Genomic DNA, 17,218 nt, shown 5'->3' on the forward strand with positions numbered 1-17,218 from the left:
TCAGAAATAATTGGAGTTTGAAAGGCCAAGTCATAGTGATGACGATGTAATAGCTCAGATAGCCGATCGCAGAACTATTGGATCTGTTTTAATACAATTAAAAATTTAGCTAATTCAACTTAAAGAGAACAGGCATATGGGTATTTTTGACTGGAAACATTGGATTGTTATATTAGTCGTTGTGGTGCTGGTGTTTGGCACCAAGAAATTGAAAAACCTCGGCACCGATGTCGGCGAATCGATTAAAGGCTTTCGCAAAGCCATGAACGATGATGAACCACCATCCGCCCCCAACATGTCTGCGGAGCAACCGACCGAATCGATATCACCGAAGACCACCCAGCCTGTGAATGGGCCAAGCACCTTAGACGTGCAGGCGCAAAGAGTTGAAGAGCCAACTCGTAACAACGCGTGAGCACTGACTAATGTTTGGGATCAGCTTCACTGAATTGTTGCTCGTTGCCCTAGTCTCCCTGTTAGTGCTGGGCCCCGAGCGCTTGCCAGGTGCTGCACGTGCGGCCGGTATGTGGGTAGGCCGCCTCAAACGCAGCTTTAATGCCATCAAAGAGGAACTTGCACGTGAAATCGGCGCTGACGAAATTCGTCGGCGGCTACACAGCGGACGCATTATTTCCCTAGAGGATGAGGCGCGAAAAATCTTCGCACCAACCAACCAGGAACTGACCTTGGTGGCGCACGTTACCGATCAAAAGATCGTGCCTCAGACGCCTGCGGTGGATGAATCTGCATCTGCGGTCGATACGCCGCCTCCAGCGACTCCAGCGCCTAACAATTCAAATCTCCCTAATTTGCTACCGCGAGCCTCATGAGCGAAACCCCAGAGAACGACCAACCAATGCCGCTGGTATCGCACCTCACCGAGCTGCGCTCACGACTGCTGGTCTGCGTGGCAGCGGTCTTCACCATTTTCGCCGGGTTGTTTTCCTTCACCCAGCAGATCTACACATTCGTCTCCACACCACTGCGCCAGTACCTGCCGGTAGGCGCGACAATGATCGCCACCGACGTGTCGTCGCCGTTCCTGACACCATTGAAGCTGACGATGACGGTCTCGCTGTTCCTGGCGATCCCGGTGATCCTGCACCAGATCTGGGGCTTCATCGCACCGGGCCTGTACAAGCATGAAAAGCGCATCGCCGTGCCGCTGTTGGTGTCCAGCATCCTGCTGTTCTACACCGGCATGGCCTTCGCCTATTACCTGGTGTTCCCGCTGATCTTCAAGTTCTTCGCCGCCGCCACCCCGGCGGGCGTGGAGATGATGACCGACATCAACAGCTACCTGGATTTCGTCATGACGCTGTTCTTCGCCTTCGGCGTGGCGTTCGAAATCCCCGTGGCCGTGGTGTTGCTGGTGTGGATCGGCGTGGTCGACGTGGCCTACCTGAAGAGGATCCGCCCCTACGTGATCATCGGTTGCTTCGTGGTCGGCATGATCCTGACTCCGCCGGACATTTTCTCCCAGACCCTGCTGGCGGTACCGATGTGGCTCCTGTTCGAGATAGGTCTCCTCTTTGGAGGCTTAGTGCGCAGTCGAAATAACAATCTGGACGACGAGCCCATATGCGACCAAGATGCTCAACCTCCAGCCACCCAAGCGTGAATCCCGACGAACGTGCTATGTATCGAGACTAACCGGCTATGATTGGCGCTCCCCCTGACGACCATAAGTTGAAAGAATGACGGCGAGGGTAGCGCTGGACCGCATAAACGCTCAGGCCCAGGACGAGCGTGAGCAAAGTGATACGAGCGATGGCGGTCATTGTGCGAATTCCTGTTATTGGTCCGGGCTGTCGATGGTCAGGTGCTGCGGCGCGGTGGTGCTGCTCGCCAGGGGTTGGCTGCGGCCGATCCATTCACCGGCGGTGGGTTGACCGGCACGGGAGATCCGCGCCACCAGTTGGACTTCAGGGAAGTTCGACAGTTTCAGTTGCGGCATCATCGCGTCCGCATCCCCCAGCTCTACGGTCACCGGCAGGTCGGCGACGGTCAGGCGCTTGGCCGCCAGCGGGGCCGGCGGGCCGGACGCGGCGCGGGCGAAAATGAACACGCTGTCGCCTGGCTGCACCTTGGCCTTGAGCGCCGGCGCCAGCTCGACACGCACCTTGAGCACGGCGGCCGTCTTGGCGGCGGGTGCCTGGGCCTGCGCCGGCGCAACCTGGCCGCCAGCAGCCTGGAGCTTCTCGGTGGCGCGGGCGATACCGCCCTGCAACGCCTCGCGGGACTTGTCACCCTCCGGCAGCTCCACCAACAGGCGGCTCCAGTAATCAATCGCGTCCTGGTAGCGTTCGCCTTCGAACGCGGCGATGCCCAGCAGGCCGAGGCTGGTGACCTCCTTGGGATCGAGCTTCAGCGCTTCGTCGGTCAGGGCCTGGACCTGGTCCGACCATTTCTTGCCATCGGCGAAGTACTGCGCCTGGGCCCACTGGCCCAGCAGTTCGGGTTGGCGGCCCGCCACCGCCACGGTGCGCTGGAAGATCTTCGCTGCATCCGCGGGCCGGTCCTGGGCCATGTACGTACGGCCAAGGAAATACAGGCCCTCGGCGTTGTCCGGTTGCGCCGCCACCGCCCGCTCCAGGCGTTGGGTCATTTCTTCCATCGACTGCGGCGCCTGGGCGAACTCACGGGTCAGTTCGACCTTGTCGCTGGCACCGAAATGCAGGTACAGCCCCAAGCCCAGCAACGGCACCAGCACGGCGGCGAGCAACGGCAAGGGCTTGCCCAGGCGCGACTCGCGCGGCGCCTCGGCGCCCTCGGTGTCGGCCAGCAGCTCACGGGCGGCTTCGGCGCGGCCGGTGTCCAACTGCGCGGCGTTGAGCACGCCCTCCTCCCGCTCGGCCTGCAGTTGAGCGACGCGCTCCTGGTACAGCGCCACGTTGAGCGCGGTACGGTCCTCTTCGCGCTGGGCACGGCGACCACGCAACACAGGAATCAACAGAAAACTCAGGGCAATCAGGAGCAGCAGACCTGCGGCGAGCCAGAAATCAATCATGCTTGGTTGTATCCAACAGTTGGTCGAGGCGCTGGCGCTCTTCGACGGAAAGCGTGTCCGGAGCAGCCGTACGTTGCACCCGACGACGACGCACGATCACGGCGATGACCACGAAGCCACCGAGCAACAGCCCGGCGGGGCCGAACCAGAGCAGCGCGGTCTTGGAGGACAAGGCGGGGTTGTAGCGCACGAACTCACCGTAGCGGTCCACCATGAAGTCGATGATCTGCTGGTTGTCCTTGCCCTCGCCGAGCATGCGGAAGATTTCCTTGCGCAGGTCAGCGGCAATCGGTGCGTTGGAGTCGGCGATGTCCTGGTTCTGGCACTTGGGGCAGCGCAGTTCCTTGGTCAGCTCGCGAAACCGCTCGCGCTCGCCCTCGTTGGCGAATTCGTACGTGTCGATGGCGGCATGGGCCACTCCCACCAGGCTCAATCCGAGCATGGCGGCTGCCAGCCAGCGCCTCATGGCTTGGCCTCGTCAACCAGTGCCTGGTATTTGGCGGCCAGCTTCTCGCGCCAGACCTGTTCGTCGATCACCCCGACAAACTTGTCGCGGATGATGCCCTTGGCATCGATGAAGAAGGTTTCCGGCGCCCCATAGACCCCCAGGTTCAGGCCCAGGGAGCCCTCCTCGTCGCGAATATCCAACTGGTAAGGGTTATGGAACTCGGCGAGCCATTTCAGCGCGTCGGCGTTGACGTCCTTGTAATTGACGCCGTAGATCACCACGCCGTTCTGCGCCAGCTTGTTCAGCACCGGGTGCTCGACCCGGCAAGAGATGCACCAGGTGCCCCACACATTGACCAGCGCCGGCTTGCCCAGCAGGTTGGCGCGGGTCAGGGTCTTGTCACCTTGCACCGAGGGCAGGGAGAATTCCGGGAACGGTTTGCCGATCATCGCCGAGGGCAATTCGGACGGGTTCAGGTAAAGCCCGCGGTACAAGAACACTGCCATCACCAAAAACAGCGCCAGCGGTAACACCATCAACCAACGTTTCATGCAGTGGCTCCCGTCACGCCCAGGGCTTCGCGCACCCGGGTTTTCACTTTGACCCGATAACGCCGATCCAGCGCCGCGAGGACGCCGCCCAGGCCGGTGAGCAAGCCACCGAACCAGATCCAGCGTACGAACGGCTTGACGTGGACGCGTACCGCCCAGGCGCCATCACCGAGGGGTTCGCCCAGCGCCACGTAGAGGTCGCGGGTGAAACCGGCGTCGATCCCGGGTTCGGTCATCACCGAGTTCTGTACGGTGTAGAGGCGTTTTTCCGGGTGCAGCACGGTGATCTCCCGGCCGTCGCGAATGACCCGCACGGTGCCTTTGTCGGACGTGAAGTTCGGACCTTCGAAATGCCTAGCGCCCTCGAAAAAGAATTGGTAGCCGCCCAGGTCCATAGACTCGCCGGGCGCCAGGCGCAGGTCGCGCTCGGCGCTGTTCTGGCTGGACAGCACCACACCGAGGGCGCAGACGGCGATCCCCAGGTGGGCGAGCTGCATGCCCCAGTAACTGCGGGTCAGGGTCGGCAGGCCTTTGACCAGACCTTTATGGCGAGTCTTGTCGAAGATGTCCCGCACGCCCGCCAGCAACACCCACGCCGCCAGCACGAACGTTGCCAGCACCGCCCAATTGAAATCGCCATAAGCGATGCCCGCCACCACGGCCAGGGCGGCGGTGCCAAGCAGCACCGGCGTGAGCATGCCCAGCAGCCATTTGACCGGCGTGTCATTCCAGCGCACCAGCACACCGATCGCCATCACCACCATCAGAATCGCCATCAGCGGAATGAACAGTGCGTTGAAATATGGCGGGCCGACCGACAGCTTGGCGCCGGACAACGCATCAAGCACCAGTGGATACAGCGTCCCGAGGAGAATCATCGACGCCGCCACCACCAACACCAGGTTATTGCCCAGCAGAAGGGTTTCCCGGGACCGGAGGTTGAAGCCGACCTGACTTTTCACCACGGGTGCACGCAGGGCGAACAGCGTCAGCGAGCCGCCGACCACGAACAGCAGGAATATCAGGATGAACACGCCACGCTCGGGATCCGAGGCGAAGGCATGCACCGAGGTGAGCACGCCGGAGCGCACCAGGAAGGTCCCGAGCAGGCTCAGCGAGAACGCCGCGATCGCCAGCAGCACAGTCCAGCTCTTGAACACCCCACGTTTTTCGGTGACGGCCAGGGAGTGGATCAACGCGGTGCCGACCAGCCATGGCATGAAGGAGGCGTTCTCCACCGGGTCCCAGAACCACCAGCCACCCCAGCCGAGTTCGTAATAGGCCCACCACGACCCGAGGGTGATGCCGATGCCGAGGAAGGCCCAGGCGACAATGGTCCATGGCCGCGACCAGCGCGCCCACGCGGCGTCGAGGCGACCACCGAGCAACGCGGCGATGGCGAACGCGAAGGCCACGGAAAAGCCGACGTAGCCCATGTAGAGCATCGGCGGATGGACGACCAGGCCGATGTCCTGGAGCAGCGGGTTGAGGTCGCGGCCGTCCATCGGCACTTGCGGCAGGATGCGCTCGAACGGGTTTGACGTGAGGATCAGGAACAGCAGGAAACCGATGCTGATCATGCCCATCACCGCCAGCACCCGGGCCAGCATCACTTGCGGCAACTGTCGGGAGAACACCGATACCGCGAAGGTCCAGCCGGCAAGAATCAACGCCCAGAGCAGCAACGAACCTTCGTGCGCGCCCCACACCGCGCTGAACTTGTAGTACCAGGGCAAGGCGCTGTTGGAGTTGCTGGCAACATAGGCCACGGAAAAGTCGTCGGCCATGAACGCATAGGTCAGGCAACCGAACGCGAACAGCATGAATGCAAACTGCCCCCATGCCGCAGGCTGGGCGAGGCTCATCCACAAGCGGTCGCCACGCCAGGCACCGAGCAACGGCACAACGGCCTGGACCAGGGAAAAACACAGCGCCAGGATCATCGCCAGATGGCCCAGCTCAGGAATAAACAGACCGGCATTCATCGATCAACCCTCCTTCACGGGAGCGGGAGCGGGCGCCGACTGGCCGCTGTCTTTCAGGGCCTTGGTCACTTCCGGCGGCATGTATTTCTCATCGTGCTTGGCCAGCACCTCGTCGGCCACCACCACGCCATCGGCGTTGAGCTTGCCCAGGGCGACAATGCCCTGCCCTTCGCGGAACAGGTCGGGGAGGATGCCGCGATAGGTGATGGTCACGGTCTTGTTGAAGTCGGTGACGTTGAACTTCACATCCAGCGAATCGCCGGAATGCACCAGCGAACCCTGCTCCACCATGCCGCCGGCACGGATGCGCGTGTCCATGGGTGCTTCGCCATTGGCGATCTGGGTCGGGGTGTAGAACAGGTTGATGTTCTGTTGCAAGGCGCTGAGGGCGAGGCCGACCGCCGCGCCGACGCCGACCAGGATCGCCAGGATGATGACAAGACGTTTTTTGCGCAGCGGATTCACTGACCGTTCTCCCGGCGCAGACGACGCGCCTCTTGTTGCAGATACCGCTTGCGAGCCAGGATCGGCGCCGCCACGTTGAGGGCCAGCACCGCCAGGCAGATGCCATAGGCTGACCAGACATACAGGCCGTGATGGCCCATGGCGAGGAAGTCGCCGAATGACGCGAAACTCATCGAGCGGCCTCCAGGCTGTTCTGTACTTCGGCTTTCACCCAGCTGGCCCGGGCTTCGCGCTTGAGCACTTCGAGGCGCATGCGCAGCAGCAGCACTGCGCCGAAGAAGCAGTAGAAACCCAACACGGTCAGTAGCAGCGGCAACCACATCTCGACCGGCATCGCCGGTTTTTCGGTGAGGGTGAAGGTCGCGCCCTGGTGCAGGGTGTTCCACCATTGCACCGAATACTTGATGATCGGGATGTTGATCACGCCGACAATCGCCAATACCGCGCAGGCCTTGGCGGCGCTGTCACGATTGCTGATGGCGTTGCCCAACGCAATAAGACCGAAGTACAGGAACAGCAGGATCAGCATCGACGTCAGTCGTGCGTCCCAGACCCACCACGAACCCCAGGTCGGCTTGCCCCAAATCGCCCCGGTGACCAGCGCCACGGCGGTCATCCAGGCACCGATGGGCGCTGCGCATTGCAGGGCGATATCGGCCAGTTTCATCTTCCACACCAGGCCGACCACACCGCAGATCGCCAGCATCACGTAGACCGACTGGGCCAGCATCGCCGCGGGGACATGGATATAGATGATGCGAAAGCTGTTGCCCTGCTGATAGTCCGGCGGCGCGAAAGCCAGGCCCCAGACCAGGCCGATGCCGATCAGCAACAGGGCCGCGACGCTCAGCCAGGGCAACAGTCTGCCGCTGATGCCGTAGAACCACTTGGGTGAGCCGAGCTTATGAAACCAGGTCCAGTTCATTGCTATTTCCATCACAGTTGCGGCTCGCCCAAACTTGCCACCAGAACGGCATTACAGAAGAAATGGAAGCTCTTCAATGTGTTAGCTTCCAACGATATAGAAGACTAGGGAGTCGGCTGCTCAATGAACCCGCGACAAGAAATTAGGATCGTCTAATTATGGATCAGCCCTGAAAGCGATGAGATTAAATACCCCCCCCGAACAAGCATATAAGCCTTACTTGCCACACTTATTTGCAAAGTACTCTATCCATCACACACCAAACCTAAAATTCAATTAACTCACGGACAGATCACCAAAATTCTCAACCGAATACAGAATCAAAAACTGCGTCATCGAGACAAATAAAACAGAAATCGCGATAACACTATGACTTAAATAATTGACTCAGCGAAGCATCTGAAATTACATGCGTACTTAAAAAGTAGAAATGTGCGTTCGGCGCCCATTATATGTGCCGAGACGCACCAAATTAAGGACTACAATTAATAAATCGACTAGCCCGCAACCGATCGCAGCCATTTTAAAATGTCGTCGGAATCGGTTACATCACCATACTTTTGCTGTATGTCGTACAGACTCGCTTCATGTGGCCCTTTCGCACGATCCGCACAGCAGTCCGCTGGCACAAGCACTTTGAACCCGGATTGTACAGCGTCTACAACAGTAGCGCGGACGCACCCCGAGGTCGTTGCACCTGTCACCACAACTGTATCAGTATTTGTCCCTGCCAGCAGGCTGGATAACGTCGACCCAAAAAAAGACGAAGCTCCTTTTTTTACAACAACTACATCGTTTGGCTGAATACCTGTTGCCATATCTATTTCAACTAATCGGGACCCATAGAGCAATGCAGCCATACCAGAAGATTTCTCCAACCACGGAAGCATCGGTATCTCCCCTGGATGATATGCGATTGTGGTAAATATCACCGGAAATTCTAATGCCCTTGCCAAGTCACAAATTTCTTTTGTGCGGGACATCTGGAGTGAGGCATCAGAGGCAGTTGGATATTGAAGATCAGTAAATCCATACGAAAAATCAACAACAATGATAGCTGGGTGCACGCCTCTAGACACCGGATTACCGAAACCTGCAGCGTCATATACTTCTTTTTGTGACATATAATACTCCTTGCGTCCGCACAATTTAGCAGCACGTCTACCTTTGCACTAGCTGAATTTCTTTAACAACAATGTCGCCATCAATGACCACTGGCGTATCATCAAGGAACAATGAACAGTTACGCATTGGAATATCAAGATGACAGGCGGTATCATTCGATCCGCCAAGCTCATTGTTTGGACCGGTTGAAAACATTACATTGCCGTAAAAACTTCTGAGCTCCATTCCCATTCCACCTGTAAATTGCCCCGGAACAAAGCTGTGCCATTTAGCATGTGGATTCATTCCCCAGCCTACATGACTCATTCCTTTACCACGGGGATCATTAAATGAGTCCATATAGGAATTAACGATCTGAGCTTCAAGACCGCCGCGAATATCGACTATCCAACCTTTTTCTATAGTGTAAGTTATTGGCTCCCTAACCATGAGATTTTGCGGTAAAAGAACATCACCTGGGGCGACAACTATGGTTCCATCCACACCGTCATCGTCACCGCCAGTGAATACAAACCCCGAAGGCCAATGATCCCAACGACCTGGTGTATCTGTACAAGCGTACTCTGCTATAGTAGGATAGGTATTCAGCTTGTATGTAATATCTGTCCCATGCGGGGATGTGATCCGCATATCCTTAGCGTTTTCAACTAACTCCGCTGCAATAGAAACTTTCTCTCGCAGCTCTGGAAATGGCAGCATACGGGCCAGAAGCTCAGGAGGTTCCACCGCAGTTAAAATACGCGTACCTGCCGCTTGGATTTCAAACTGTTCAGCAGAAAACAAAAGGAATACGCAGTCAATCAACATGTCGCAGTTCTTAAGCGCCTCCACAGCACCGGGTAAATCGGCAAGTCCCGTAACCCCGACAGCCCAGCCATTAGAAGGCAATGGCGAAGGTAGCCTCATATGATACATCTCGGCTCCAAGTCGCTGGCCTGCGGCCATAAATGCGTCGGCGTACGCTAGACGTTCATGCCCCTGGGTTAGAACGATCAGTCGCTCCCCTTCATGTACACCTGACATTTTCAACTGATGTAGGCATATCTCGGTAAAACTCACATGGTCCATATCGCGCCTCTCTATCGATTGCTGACTGCAGTTATGAAGCCTTCTAAATTATCCCACGGAATCATGTGCCCAGCTTCTTCAACAACATACGTCGTAGTTTGAGGAGCTAAACTAATAATCTCCGCGATATCATCAGGCTGAATAACTTCTGCTCCACCAGCTACAACGAGTTGAATAGGAAGCGTCAATTGCGCCAAGTCGGTATGAATATCATCTGTGTGGAAGCCATCGAATGCGGTTTTGACCGCTGTGTACTGGCAGGTATGTAGCCACTCAGCCCGGAGCTCGATCTGTTCGTCCGTCCAAGTCGGGCAGTAAGACCGCATTTCCATCGCCGTACAGCCTCTTTGTGCTAAACGAATGGACTCCGCATACCATGACCACTTTGCAGGATACGGACGTCTACCTGGGCCAGAAACAGGTGGATCAACTAAGATCAATCGAGAAAACACCTGAGAATCTTTCCTAGCTGCTCGAATGGCAATTCGCGCACCCATTGAATGTCCTAAAACTACCACTCCTTCCATCCGCTGGGCTAACGCAACTAAATCATCAGCCATTGCGTCCAATGAGTAATCTAAATCACCCGATTCACTCAAACCTCTGCCTCGAACATCTACCACGTGGACATCAAAATATTTGGCAAGACGCTCGGCCACAAACCCCCATGTTACTGCAGGAGAGGTGATACCTGGGATTAACAGCAGCGGTGAACCCGTTCCCGGAAAATGAATGATGTGCTGACGAATGCCATTTGCATAAACGTTGTACCCTTTCATTAGTAGGCACCTGAAAGAAGAGTTCCACCACCAGGAACTCGTGTAGGGAGATCTAATGCAGTTAACATCGCCCAAGTAGTAGCAACTGCGGCTGAAATAACTGGCTTTCTGGTTTGCGCCTCAACCATTGTGATGGCATTTAATGATGGCATCTGGACACATGCAGAAATAACAATTGCATCAACGTCGTCCGTGCGCATGCTCGCAATTATTCCAGGCAAATTCATTGGATCATGGGCCGCAACCGCCAGATTATCCGAGATTTCTAGTGCTCGATAGTCACCTACTTCGATACCTTCATGTCGAATGTAATCAACTACCAATTCTGTTAACGGTTTCATGTAAGGAGTAACCACAGCCACGCGCTTCGCACCAAGAGCACGGATGCCATCTATAAGCGCCCCCGCCGAGGTAATAATTGGTGTTGCTGCATCATTATTCTCGGTCACATTTCGTAAGCGCTCCGCCGATACTCGGTGATAACCATGCCCCATGGACATAATCGCGACCAGGCAAGCGTATCCCATCACGTCGACGCGAGCGTCTGATAGTTCGAGTGCACAACGATCACTGTCGCCATCCATTCGAGCTAGTTCCTCCTTCGTTACATGTTTCATACGCATACGAGATGAATGGAAAGTGAATCGCTCAGGAGCTACCAGCTCCCGCGCCTTAAGCAGCGCCGGGATCTCCGTTTCCATAGTGATATTAGAGCTTGGGACAATTTGACCAACGCGTACAACCTTCATAGCTTCCACCTTTAGACGAAGTTAATATTCAGTACCGCGCATAAACCAAGATTTGAATTATTTATTTACCTTCCAAAGCCATTTGTACCAGACTACCACCCGCCGCAGCCCTCCTAGATAATCCATCCTATGCATGGATAGAATCACCTTGACCACGAACATAAGGGTCTTATGAGTGTGGCCCTACCAGCACTCACATATACCACGGAGTTATATAACTCAAAAAACCGACTCATTGACCCAATCAATTATAATTGCTGCGATATCGCTACTATTTTTCTCAGACATCATCATATGCCCATTACCTAAAACCCCGTAATCCTCAAGGAGAAAATGAGTGACGTCGTAATTTTGGTCTTGTAAATACTTTGCGGCTTTCAAATTTGCTTCTCGCATCCAACTAGCATGCCCGGTCACCAATGCGACTGGACGCTCATAAGGATCATGCGAGCCAGAGAATTCAACTGCACATAAACCATTTTCAAAATCTCCTAGTGAGTGTTGAAGGCCCGGATAGCCTAACGGCTCGACCGCGACTACAGCTTTTACCCTCGCCCCCCCTATTGCTGCCAATGCCCAGCCACATGGCCCACCTGCCGAGTGCGAGACTAAAATCGTGTCTCCAGTTACTTCAAACAACTGAGGTGCAATCGCTTCTACATGCTTTTGAGCTGCGGCCAGCGTTGTTGCCATTACTCCTTGGCTTGCCATGAATCTGTCTCCAGCGATTGGCTCATGATCCGGCCACTGATCATGATGCCTCGACTCCGGCCAGAGATTCTTGATTTTGGGCTCTACGAACCTTGGATAAAGCGTTTCATAGTCTGGATGCGGTACGTGAGCCCCTAAAATCTCACTGTTCCAACTATTTCGTCCATGACCAGGCCTATCTAATATAAATACTGGAAAACCTGCTTGCAGGAAATTATGAACCCATCCTGGACGCCCATCTGGAGTAGTTAAAAACTCTGAACCCTGCCCTCCACCACCATGTATAAATGTCACCGATACTGGCAGGGGATTAGCAGGCATAAACCATTGAACATAGGCGCTTACACCTGGATAGCTTTTACCCGCACTAAAGTGCGGAGGACTAGTCAGAAACTTTCCGCCAAAATCGGTAAGTTTGTAGTACATATTGCCACCACCACTGAGCAAGAAGACGTTGTCCGTGCCGACCGGATACCAGAGTGACACTTATTCACGCCTGTTGGGCGGGACCCAATAACGTATAGAACAATTAATAAAACAGACCACTAAACAACCATTGAAACCTTGCTTCATCAACAGATGACAGGCTCGCAAAATTTTATTATTGAACTATAGCAATCAGAATCCCACCAACTAATCAGCCGTCTACAGAAAGGTTTCCATAGTCTCTGGAAAACGCAAAGCATCGCGCATCCTATCTATATCCTTTGAAATGCTTCTAGTGTTGTTTACCCAGTCATTTTTTCCTTCACCAGGCTTCTGATGATATAAATTACGCAAATTGTCGCTTGCTCTAGGTGATACCAGTTCAATAAATTTCCGTCGGCGGTCGGCTTCGAACACGTCGAGAATGTCTTCACTACGACCGTCGTGTATGACCTGATTCAACACCGATGTTAGTGCAAAGGCGTCGAACATGCCCCCCGTCAAACCAAGCCCTCCAGTTGGGTTGGTTACGTGTGCAGCATCACCTATAAGGATCACACGACCATTGCGCATTCTATCCGTAACGCGCTGGTGCATTCTATATGGTGAGAAGGCGACTACTTCGTATGGATCGTTCGTCGGCAACAACTCTTTAAACACTTGATCGATGCGCCCACGAATGCCTTCCATAGGCAAGTTCGGATCTTCCATGAAAGTGACCCGCCATAGAGAATCAGCATCGATATTGCATATTACAGATCCATACACGTCGTCCACTTGCATAGTAGTTTTTCCAAAACCAAGCTTGTCAAAGTCGAACCTGGTATTTGTAGCTACATATCGTTGCGGCCAAGTTATGCCAAAGAAATTTTGATTCAAAACCTCTCGACGCACGAAGCTATTAGCGCCATCAGCTCCGATTAACCAATCCCCTTCGACAATCACGCCCGGCGACTCGCCCCCAAGAACTACCCGAACAGACCGCGGGCCCACTTCGCAATCAACGACTGGCGATGAGTATCGCACTTCAACATTCGGCAAGGCTTTGAGATGCTCGATTAGTATCCTGGAAAGCTTGTCCTGACCCAAATGCAGCGCGTAAGGCAATTCAACATCGCCCTCAAGACAACTGAGGTCCCAGAAGATCATTTCACTGGTAGAGTGAACGCGCCATGCAAAATTCTGCCTCATTAAACCAGCCGCGACGCAGTCATCAAGCACGCCCAACCGCTTCAGGTGTGGCAGTACCGGAAAATGATAAACGAGCGCGCGCGGACTATCGCTGGGTTGGCTCTCAGCTTCCAGCACCACCACATTTGTCCCCGCCTTTGCTAGGCCCAAGGCAGTCAGCAGCCCTACCGGCCCCCCTCCTACGATAATTACGCGCTGTTTCATGCTCATTGTGCTTCCTCATTTTTTGGGCGAATGCCTTGTTATGCGCTTAGGCGTGGGCACTTAAGGGCGCCGACACCTTGGGCTCCAGACGATACAGAATAATTATATGGCTGTACATATAGTTGTCAACTCAAAACTGATGTAGTCATCGGTGCGCTCACCGCCTTACCTCACGGCATGACCAGCGCGCCGATCCGGGCGCAGCCTTGACCGAAAGATGGAGCGGTAGCGCGACTTCAAACCCACCTTGCTAGGCCTCGCGTCGAGCGCCTCTGGCGAAGCTATGAAGGCAACCGACGTGACACGCTCTTGATCAGCGACAAGAAGAGTAATCGCAGTGACGCCGGTCACACGACGGTCCCGGATGTAGCAAATAATCACCTAGGGAATCTCCGAACAAGCCTTCAGTTATGCGAGAATCCCCGCAACACCTGATCCGAGCCGCCCATGAGCCAGATGAGCTTTTCCGACTTTGAGTACGCCGGCAAGCGCAAGCAAACCCGCCGAGAGCGCTTCCTCGCCGAAATGGATCAGGTGGTGCCCTGGGCAGGCCTGCTGGAGCTGATCGAACCGTTCTACCCCAAGGCCGGCGGCGGTAGAAAACCCTATCCTCTGGAAACCATGCTGCGCATCCATCTGTTGCAGAACTGGTTCTCCCTGAGCGACCCGGCCATGGAGGAAGCGCTCTACGAAATCACGCCCATGCGCCAGTTCGCACGCCTGACGCTGAGCGCGCCAATCCCCGAAGACACCACGATCATGAACTTCCGGCACTTGCTGGAGAAGCATCAGCTCGCACCGGCAATCCTTGCGGTCATCAATGGTTATCTGCAGGAAAAAGGCCTGTCGCTGCGCCAAGGCACCATCGTCGATGCCACCATTATTCATGCCCCCAGCTCGACCAAAAATAAAGAAGGCAAGCGTGATCCCGAGATGCACCAGACCAAGAAAGGCGGTCAGTATTTCTTCGGGATGAAGGCGCACATCGGTGCCGATGTCGAGTCCGGCCTGGTGCATCACGTCCATGGCACCGCTGCCAATGTGGCCGATGTCACGCAGGTGGCTGAACTGCTGCATGGCGAAGAAAACGCCGTGTATGCAGATGCCGGTTACACCGGTGTCGAAAGGCGCGAAGAGCATGAAAATCGGGGGGTGATCTGGCAGATTGCAGCGCGTCGCAGCACCTATTCCAAGCTGAACCAGCGCAGCGTACTGTACAAAGCCAAGCGCAAGATCGAGTTCTGCAAGGCTCAGACACGGGCCAAGGTCGAGCATCCGTTTCGCGTGATCAAGCGGCAGTTTGGTTACGTGAAAATACGTTTTCGTGGGCTGATGAAAAACACGGCTCAGTTGACCACGCTGTTCGCCCTGGCAAACCTGTGGAGGGTTCGAAAACAGCTCATGGGTATGGGTGAGGTTCGCGTTTAACACGGAGAACCGGTCGAAAAAGCTCTCCGTACATGATTTTTCGGTCACTTTTCGTCCAATGACGCTGTAGGTGCCTGGAAAATTGCAACTTGCCGCGGCTGCACGACAAGTTGATCGGAGCATCCCTAGGGGGTGCTGGCCACCCACTTATACCTGCAAGATTTTGAAGAACGTCTAATGCACCTATCACCCTCCCAGTTTCGACTGGCGGTTTCGTTCGCACGCCCTTAGGGCTTCGATCTCGTATCGAATAGATAAATCGGCAACACACCACCATCGTTACTGCCCAACGCCACTTAATATTTAAACTGCTTTATTAATAGCCTTTGCTGAGTACTCAGCTTAGTAAGCCCCGCACTCACAGAGGCACTGTTCTGCGCCTCTCGTGCCACCTCTGCAGCAGCACTATTAATACTCTCAATGTTCCTGCTAATATCTTCAGCGACCATACTTTGTTCTTCAGCCGCACTAGCGATTTGTAAATTCATATCATTAATAAGCGATACAGCAACCGCTATACTACTTAGCGCCGTAGTCGTATCGTCGGAGTGGCGAATGCTCTCATTCATTCGACTACCGCTATGCTCCATAGCCACTACAACCTCTCGAATACCTATATTCAGCTTCTCAACCATAGCGTTGATTTCCAACGTAGAACTTTGAGTCTTCATTGCAAGACTTCTAACTTCGTCCGCAACGACAGCAAAACCCCGACCTTGCTCTCCGGCCCGAGCTGCTTCGATTGCAGCATTTAACGCCAACAAGTTTGTTTGCCCTGCTATAGTCTGAATACTGTGGAGTATTTTGTTGATCTCAGAACTTCCCGCAGCCAGTGCTTGGACCATGTCAGAAGCATGAACCAGATCCTCTTGAAGCTTTTGCGTAGCTAGAGCGCTTGCTAACACAACAGCCTGACCTGACCTTACAGATTGGTCAGCATTGTTTGCTGCATCGGCCGCCCTACCTGCACTTTGAGATACTTCGTGAGCAGTAGCAGCCATTTCCTGGGCCGCCGCCGCGATAAGCTCGACTGCTTCCAGTTGCTTTTCTACTTTGGTCACAGTTACGTCAGAGTTTGCGCGCATAGTGTTCGCAGTATCAGCGATATCCGCAGTAAGCGAAGCAACTTGACCTATCAAAAGCCTAAGCTTGACTAAGAAATTATTGAATCCAGCACCGATTGCACCTAGTTCATCACGACGATCAATGTTCAGAGAGCGTGTCAGGTCCCCCTCACCATCAGCGATATCTGAAAGTCGATTTGCTGCTTGCTTAAGCGGGCGCCCAACTCCTAAGCTGATGAACCACAACAGGCAAACGCCTACCACTGCGACAAATGTACTAATCAACGCCATTGCTCGAAGATCCCGCACGCTATTACTCACCAGTTCCTGCTGCAAATCCCACGCCTGCTTCATGACAACTTCAAGCGGAATTTTCACAAATAACGTCCAAGATAATCCCGAATCAGTGACCTCTAAGGGCATAGACAACTTGACAACCCCAGCTTTTTCATCAACCTCGTAACGTACAAAGTGGTTTTTAGCAGTTTGTAATAAAGAGATATCATCTGGAGAAAGAATATTAGAGGCGAGCTTCCCCATTTCTTCCTCATTAGCTGTGCTTGCCACAATACGATTGTTTGCTGACAGCAAGGTCATGGTTCCTACGCCCTTATAAAGAGCACTATTGCTTTCAACCAACAGACGCTGAATAAACGATAACGGTACGTCGACTCCCGCCACACCAAAGAAAGCATTATCTATGATAATCGGAACCGTAAAAGAGGAAAGTAATTCTTTTTTACCTGACCCCATGTCATATACAGCTGGATCAGTAACACATGGCAACTTTCTTTCTTTAGCGCAAAGATAATATTCACCTTCCCGATCCCCAGTCCCCGTCTTGGTGCGACTATCAACAGAGGGGGCGGCCATAATTTTCACCTGTTGTTTGGCGTCACGGTACCAAGTGGTTAGAAATCTACCTGAGCCATCGTAACCATTTGATACTTCGCCTGAATAAAGCGCATCTTCATTGTCAAATGCTCCAGGTTCCCAAGCAAGGTAGACACTTGACAGGTCCGAGTTCGCAATCAGCATCTCTTTAATCAAGTTGGAAAGATGCTCCCTAGGGAATCTCCGAACAAGCCT

The 17,218-nt window shown here is 54.3% G+C and carries 18 protein-coding genes; 4 read left to right on the forward strand and 14 right to left on the reverse strand.

Features of this window, described 5'->3' with window-relative positions:
* Positions 1-136: 136 nt before the first annotated feature.
* Genes AA098_RS21290 through tatC form a run of 3 tightly spaced genes read left to right on the forward strand, consistent with a single transcriptional unit; the run spans position 137 to position 1,621 of the window.
* Entirely contained in the window at positions 137-415 is a 279-nt protein-coding gene (locus tag AA098_RS21290) for a twin-arginine translocase TatA/TatE family subunit (protein WP_024087607.1), read from the forward strand.
* A gap of 10 nt (positions 416-425) precedes the next feature.
* A complete protein-coding gene (gene tatB, locus AA098_RS28765; RefSeq protein WP_013973853.1) occupies positions 426-830 on the forward strand; it encodes a Sec-independent protein translocase protein TatB in 405 nt (134 codons plus the stop codon).
* Positions 827-1,621: a twin-arginine translocase subunit TatC gene (gene tatC / locus AA098_RS21295; RefSeq protein WP_064614978.1), complete on the forward strand. Its 795-nt coding sequence runs from the start codon at positions 827-829 to the stop codon at positions 1,619-1,621. The genes tatB and tatC overlap by 4 nt, the downstream gene beginning before the upstream one ends.
* A gap of 174 nt (positions 1,622-1,795) precedes the next feature.
* On the opposite strand, the gene ccmI is transcribed toward tatC, so the two are convergent.
* From ccmI to hspB, 13 genes are all read right to left on the reverse strand, one after another.
* Complete coding sequence (ccmI, locus tag AA098_RS21300; protein WP_064614979.1) at positions 1,796-3,010, reverse strand: c-type cytochrome biogenesis protein CcmI; 1,215 nt, start codon at positions 3,008-3,010, stop codon at positions 1,796-1,798.
* On the reverse strand, positions 3,003-3,476 hold the full coding sequence (locus AA098_RS21305; RefSeq protein ID WP_013973856.1) for a cytochrome c-type biogenesis protein: 474 nt from the start codon (positions 3,474-3,476) through the stop codon (positions 3,003-3,005). Before AA098_RS21305 ends, ccmI begins: the two co-directional genes overlap by 8 nt.
* Positions 3,473-4,009: a DsbE family thiol:disulfide interchange protein gene (locus tag AA098_RS21310; RefSeq protein ID WP_046816061.1), complete on the reverse strand. Its 537-nt coding sequence runs from the start codon at positions 4,007-4,009 to the stop codon at positions 3,473-3,475. The genes AA098_RS21305 and AA098_RS21310 overlap by 4 nt, the downstream gene beginning before the upstream one ends.
* Positions 4,006-5,994: a heme lyase CcmF/NrfE family subunit gene (locus AA098_RS21315; protein WP_046816060.1), complete on the reverse strand. Its 1,989-nt coding sequence runs from the start codon at positions 5,992-5,994 to the stop codon at positions 4,006-4,008. The genes AA098_RS21310 and AA098_RS21315 overlap by 4 nt, the downstream gene beginning before the upstream one ends.
* Before the next feature lie 3 nt (positions 5,995-5,997).
* Complete coding sequence (ccmE, locus tag AA098_RS21320; protein ID WP_064614980.1) at positions 5,998-6,459, reverse strand: cytochrome c maturation protein CcmE; 462 nt, start codon at positions 6,457-6,459, stop codon at positions 5,998-6,000.
* Positions 6,456-6,632 carry a heme exporter protein CcmD gene (gene ccmD, locus AA098_RS21325; RefSeq protein ID WP_007939192.1) on the reverse strand — a complete coding sequence of 59 codons (177 nt, stop codon included), beginning with the start codon at positions 6,630-6,632 and terminating at the stop codon, positions 6,456-6,458. Before ccmD ends, ccmE begins: the two co-directional genes overlap by 4 nt.
* Complete coding sequence (locus tag AA098_RS21330) at positions 6,629-7,384, reverse strand: heme ABC transporter permease (protein WP_046816059.1); 756 nt, start codon at positions 7,382-7,384, stop codon at positions 6,629-6,631. Before AA098_RS21330 ends, ccmD begins: the two co-directional genes overlap by 4 nt.
* 497 nt (positions 7,385-7,881) lie before the next feature.
* Positions 7,882-8,508 (reverse strand): isochorismatase family protein, encoded by a 627-nt coding sequence (locus AA098_RS28770; RefSeq protein WP_013973861.1) that lies wholly within the window; start codon positions 8,506-8,508, stop codon positions 7,882-7,884.
* 37 nt (positions 8,509-8,545) lie between these two features.
* A complete protein-coding gene (locus tag AA098_RS21335; protein WP_046816058.1) occupies positions 8,546-9,577 on the reverse strand; it encodes a leucyl aminopeptidase in 1,032 nt (343 codons plus the stop codon).
* 11 nt (positions 9,578-9,588) lie between these two features.
* Positions 9,589-10,356, reverse strand: coding sequence for an alpha/beta fold hydrolase (locus AA098_RS21340; protein WP_013973863.1), 768 nt, complete (start codon positions 10,354-10,356; stop codon positions 9,589-9,591).
* Positions 10,356-11,057, reverse strand: coding sequence for an Asp/Glu racemase (locus AA098_RS28775; RefSeq protein ID WP_135848050.1), 702 nt, complete (start codon positions 11,055-11,057; stop codon positions 10,356-10,358). The genes AA098_RS21340 and AA098_RS28775 overlap by 1 nt, the downstream gene beginning before the upstream one ends.
* 267 nt (positions 11,058-11,324) lie before the next feature.
* Positions 11,325-12,302 (reverse strand): alpha/beta hydrolase, encoded by a 978-nt coding sequence (locus AA098_RS21345; RefSeq protein WP_201799150.1) that lies wholly within the window; start codon positions 12,300-12,302, stop codon positions 11,325-11,327.
* Positions 12,303-12,461: 159 nt separating this feature from the next.
* A complete protein-coding gene (hspB, locus tag AA098_RS21350) occupies positions 12,462-13,643 on the reverse strand; it encodes a 6-hydroxy-3-succinoylpyridine 3-monooxygenase HspB (RefSeq protein ID WP_013973865.1) in 1,182 nt (393 codons plus the stop codon).
* Positions 13,644-14,084: 441 nt separating this feature from the next.
* On the opposite strand from hspB, the gene AA098_RS21355 reads away from it, so the two are divergent.
* Positions 14,085-15,065, forward strand: coding sequence for an IS5-like element ISPa41 family transposase (locus AA098_RS21355; RefSeq protein WP_003117291.1), 981 nt, complete (start codon positions 14,085-14,087; stop codon positions 15,063-15,065).
* Between the two features lie 296 nt (positions 15,066-15,361).
* Here the strand turns inward: AA098_RS21355 and AA098_RS21360 are convergent, their stop codons facing one another.
* On the reverse strand, positions 15,362-17,179 hold the full coding sequence (locus AA098_RS21360; RefSeq protein ID WP_156747528.1) for a methyl-accepting chemotaxis protein: 1,818 nt from the start codon (positions 17,177-17,179) through the stop codon (positions 15,362-15,364).
* Positions 17,180-17,218: the final 39 nt, after the last annotated feature.

The sequence above is a fragment of the Pseudomonas sp. JY-Q genome (assembly GCF_001655295.1).
In the GTDB taxonomy this organism is placed as follows: Bacteria; Pseudomonadota; Gammaproteobacteria; order Pseudomonadales; family Pseudomonadaceae; genus Aquipseudomonas; species Aquipseudomonas alloputida.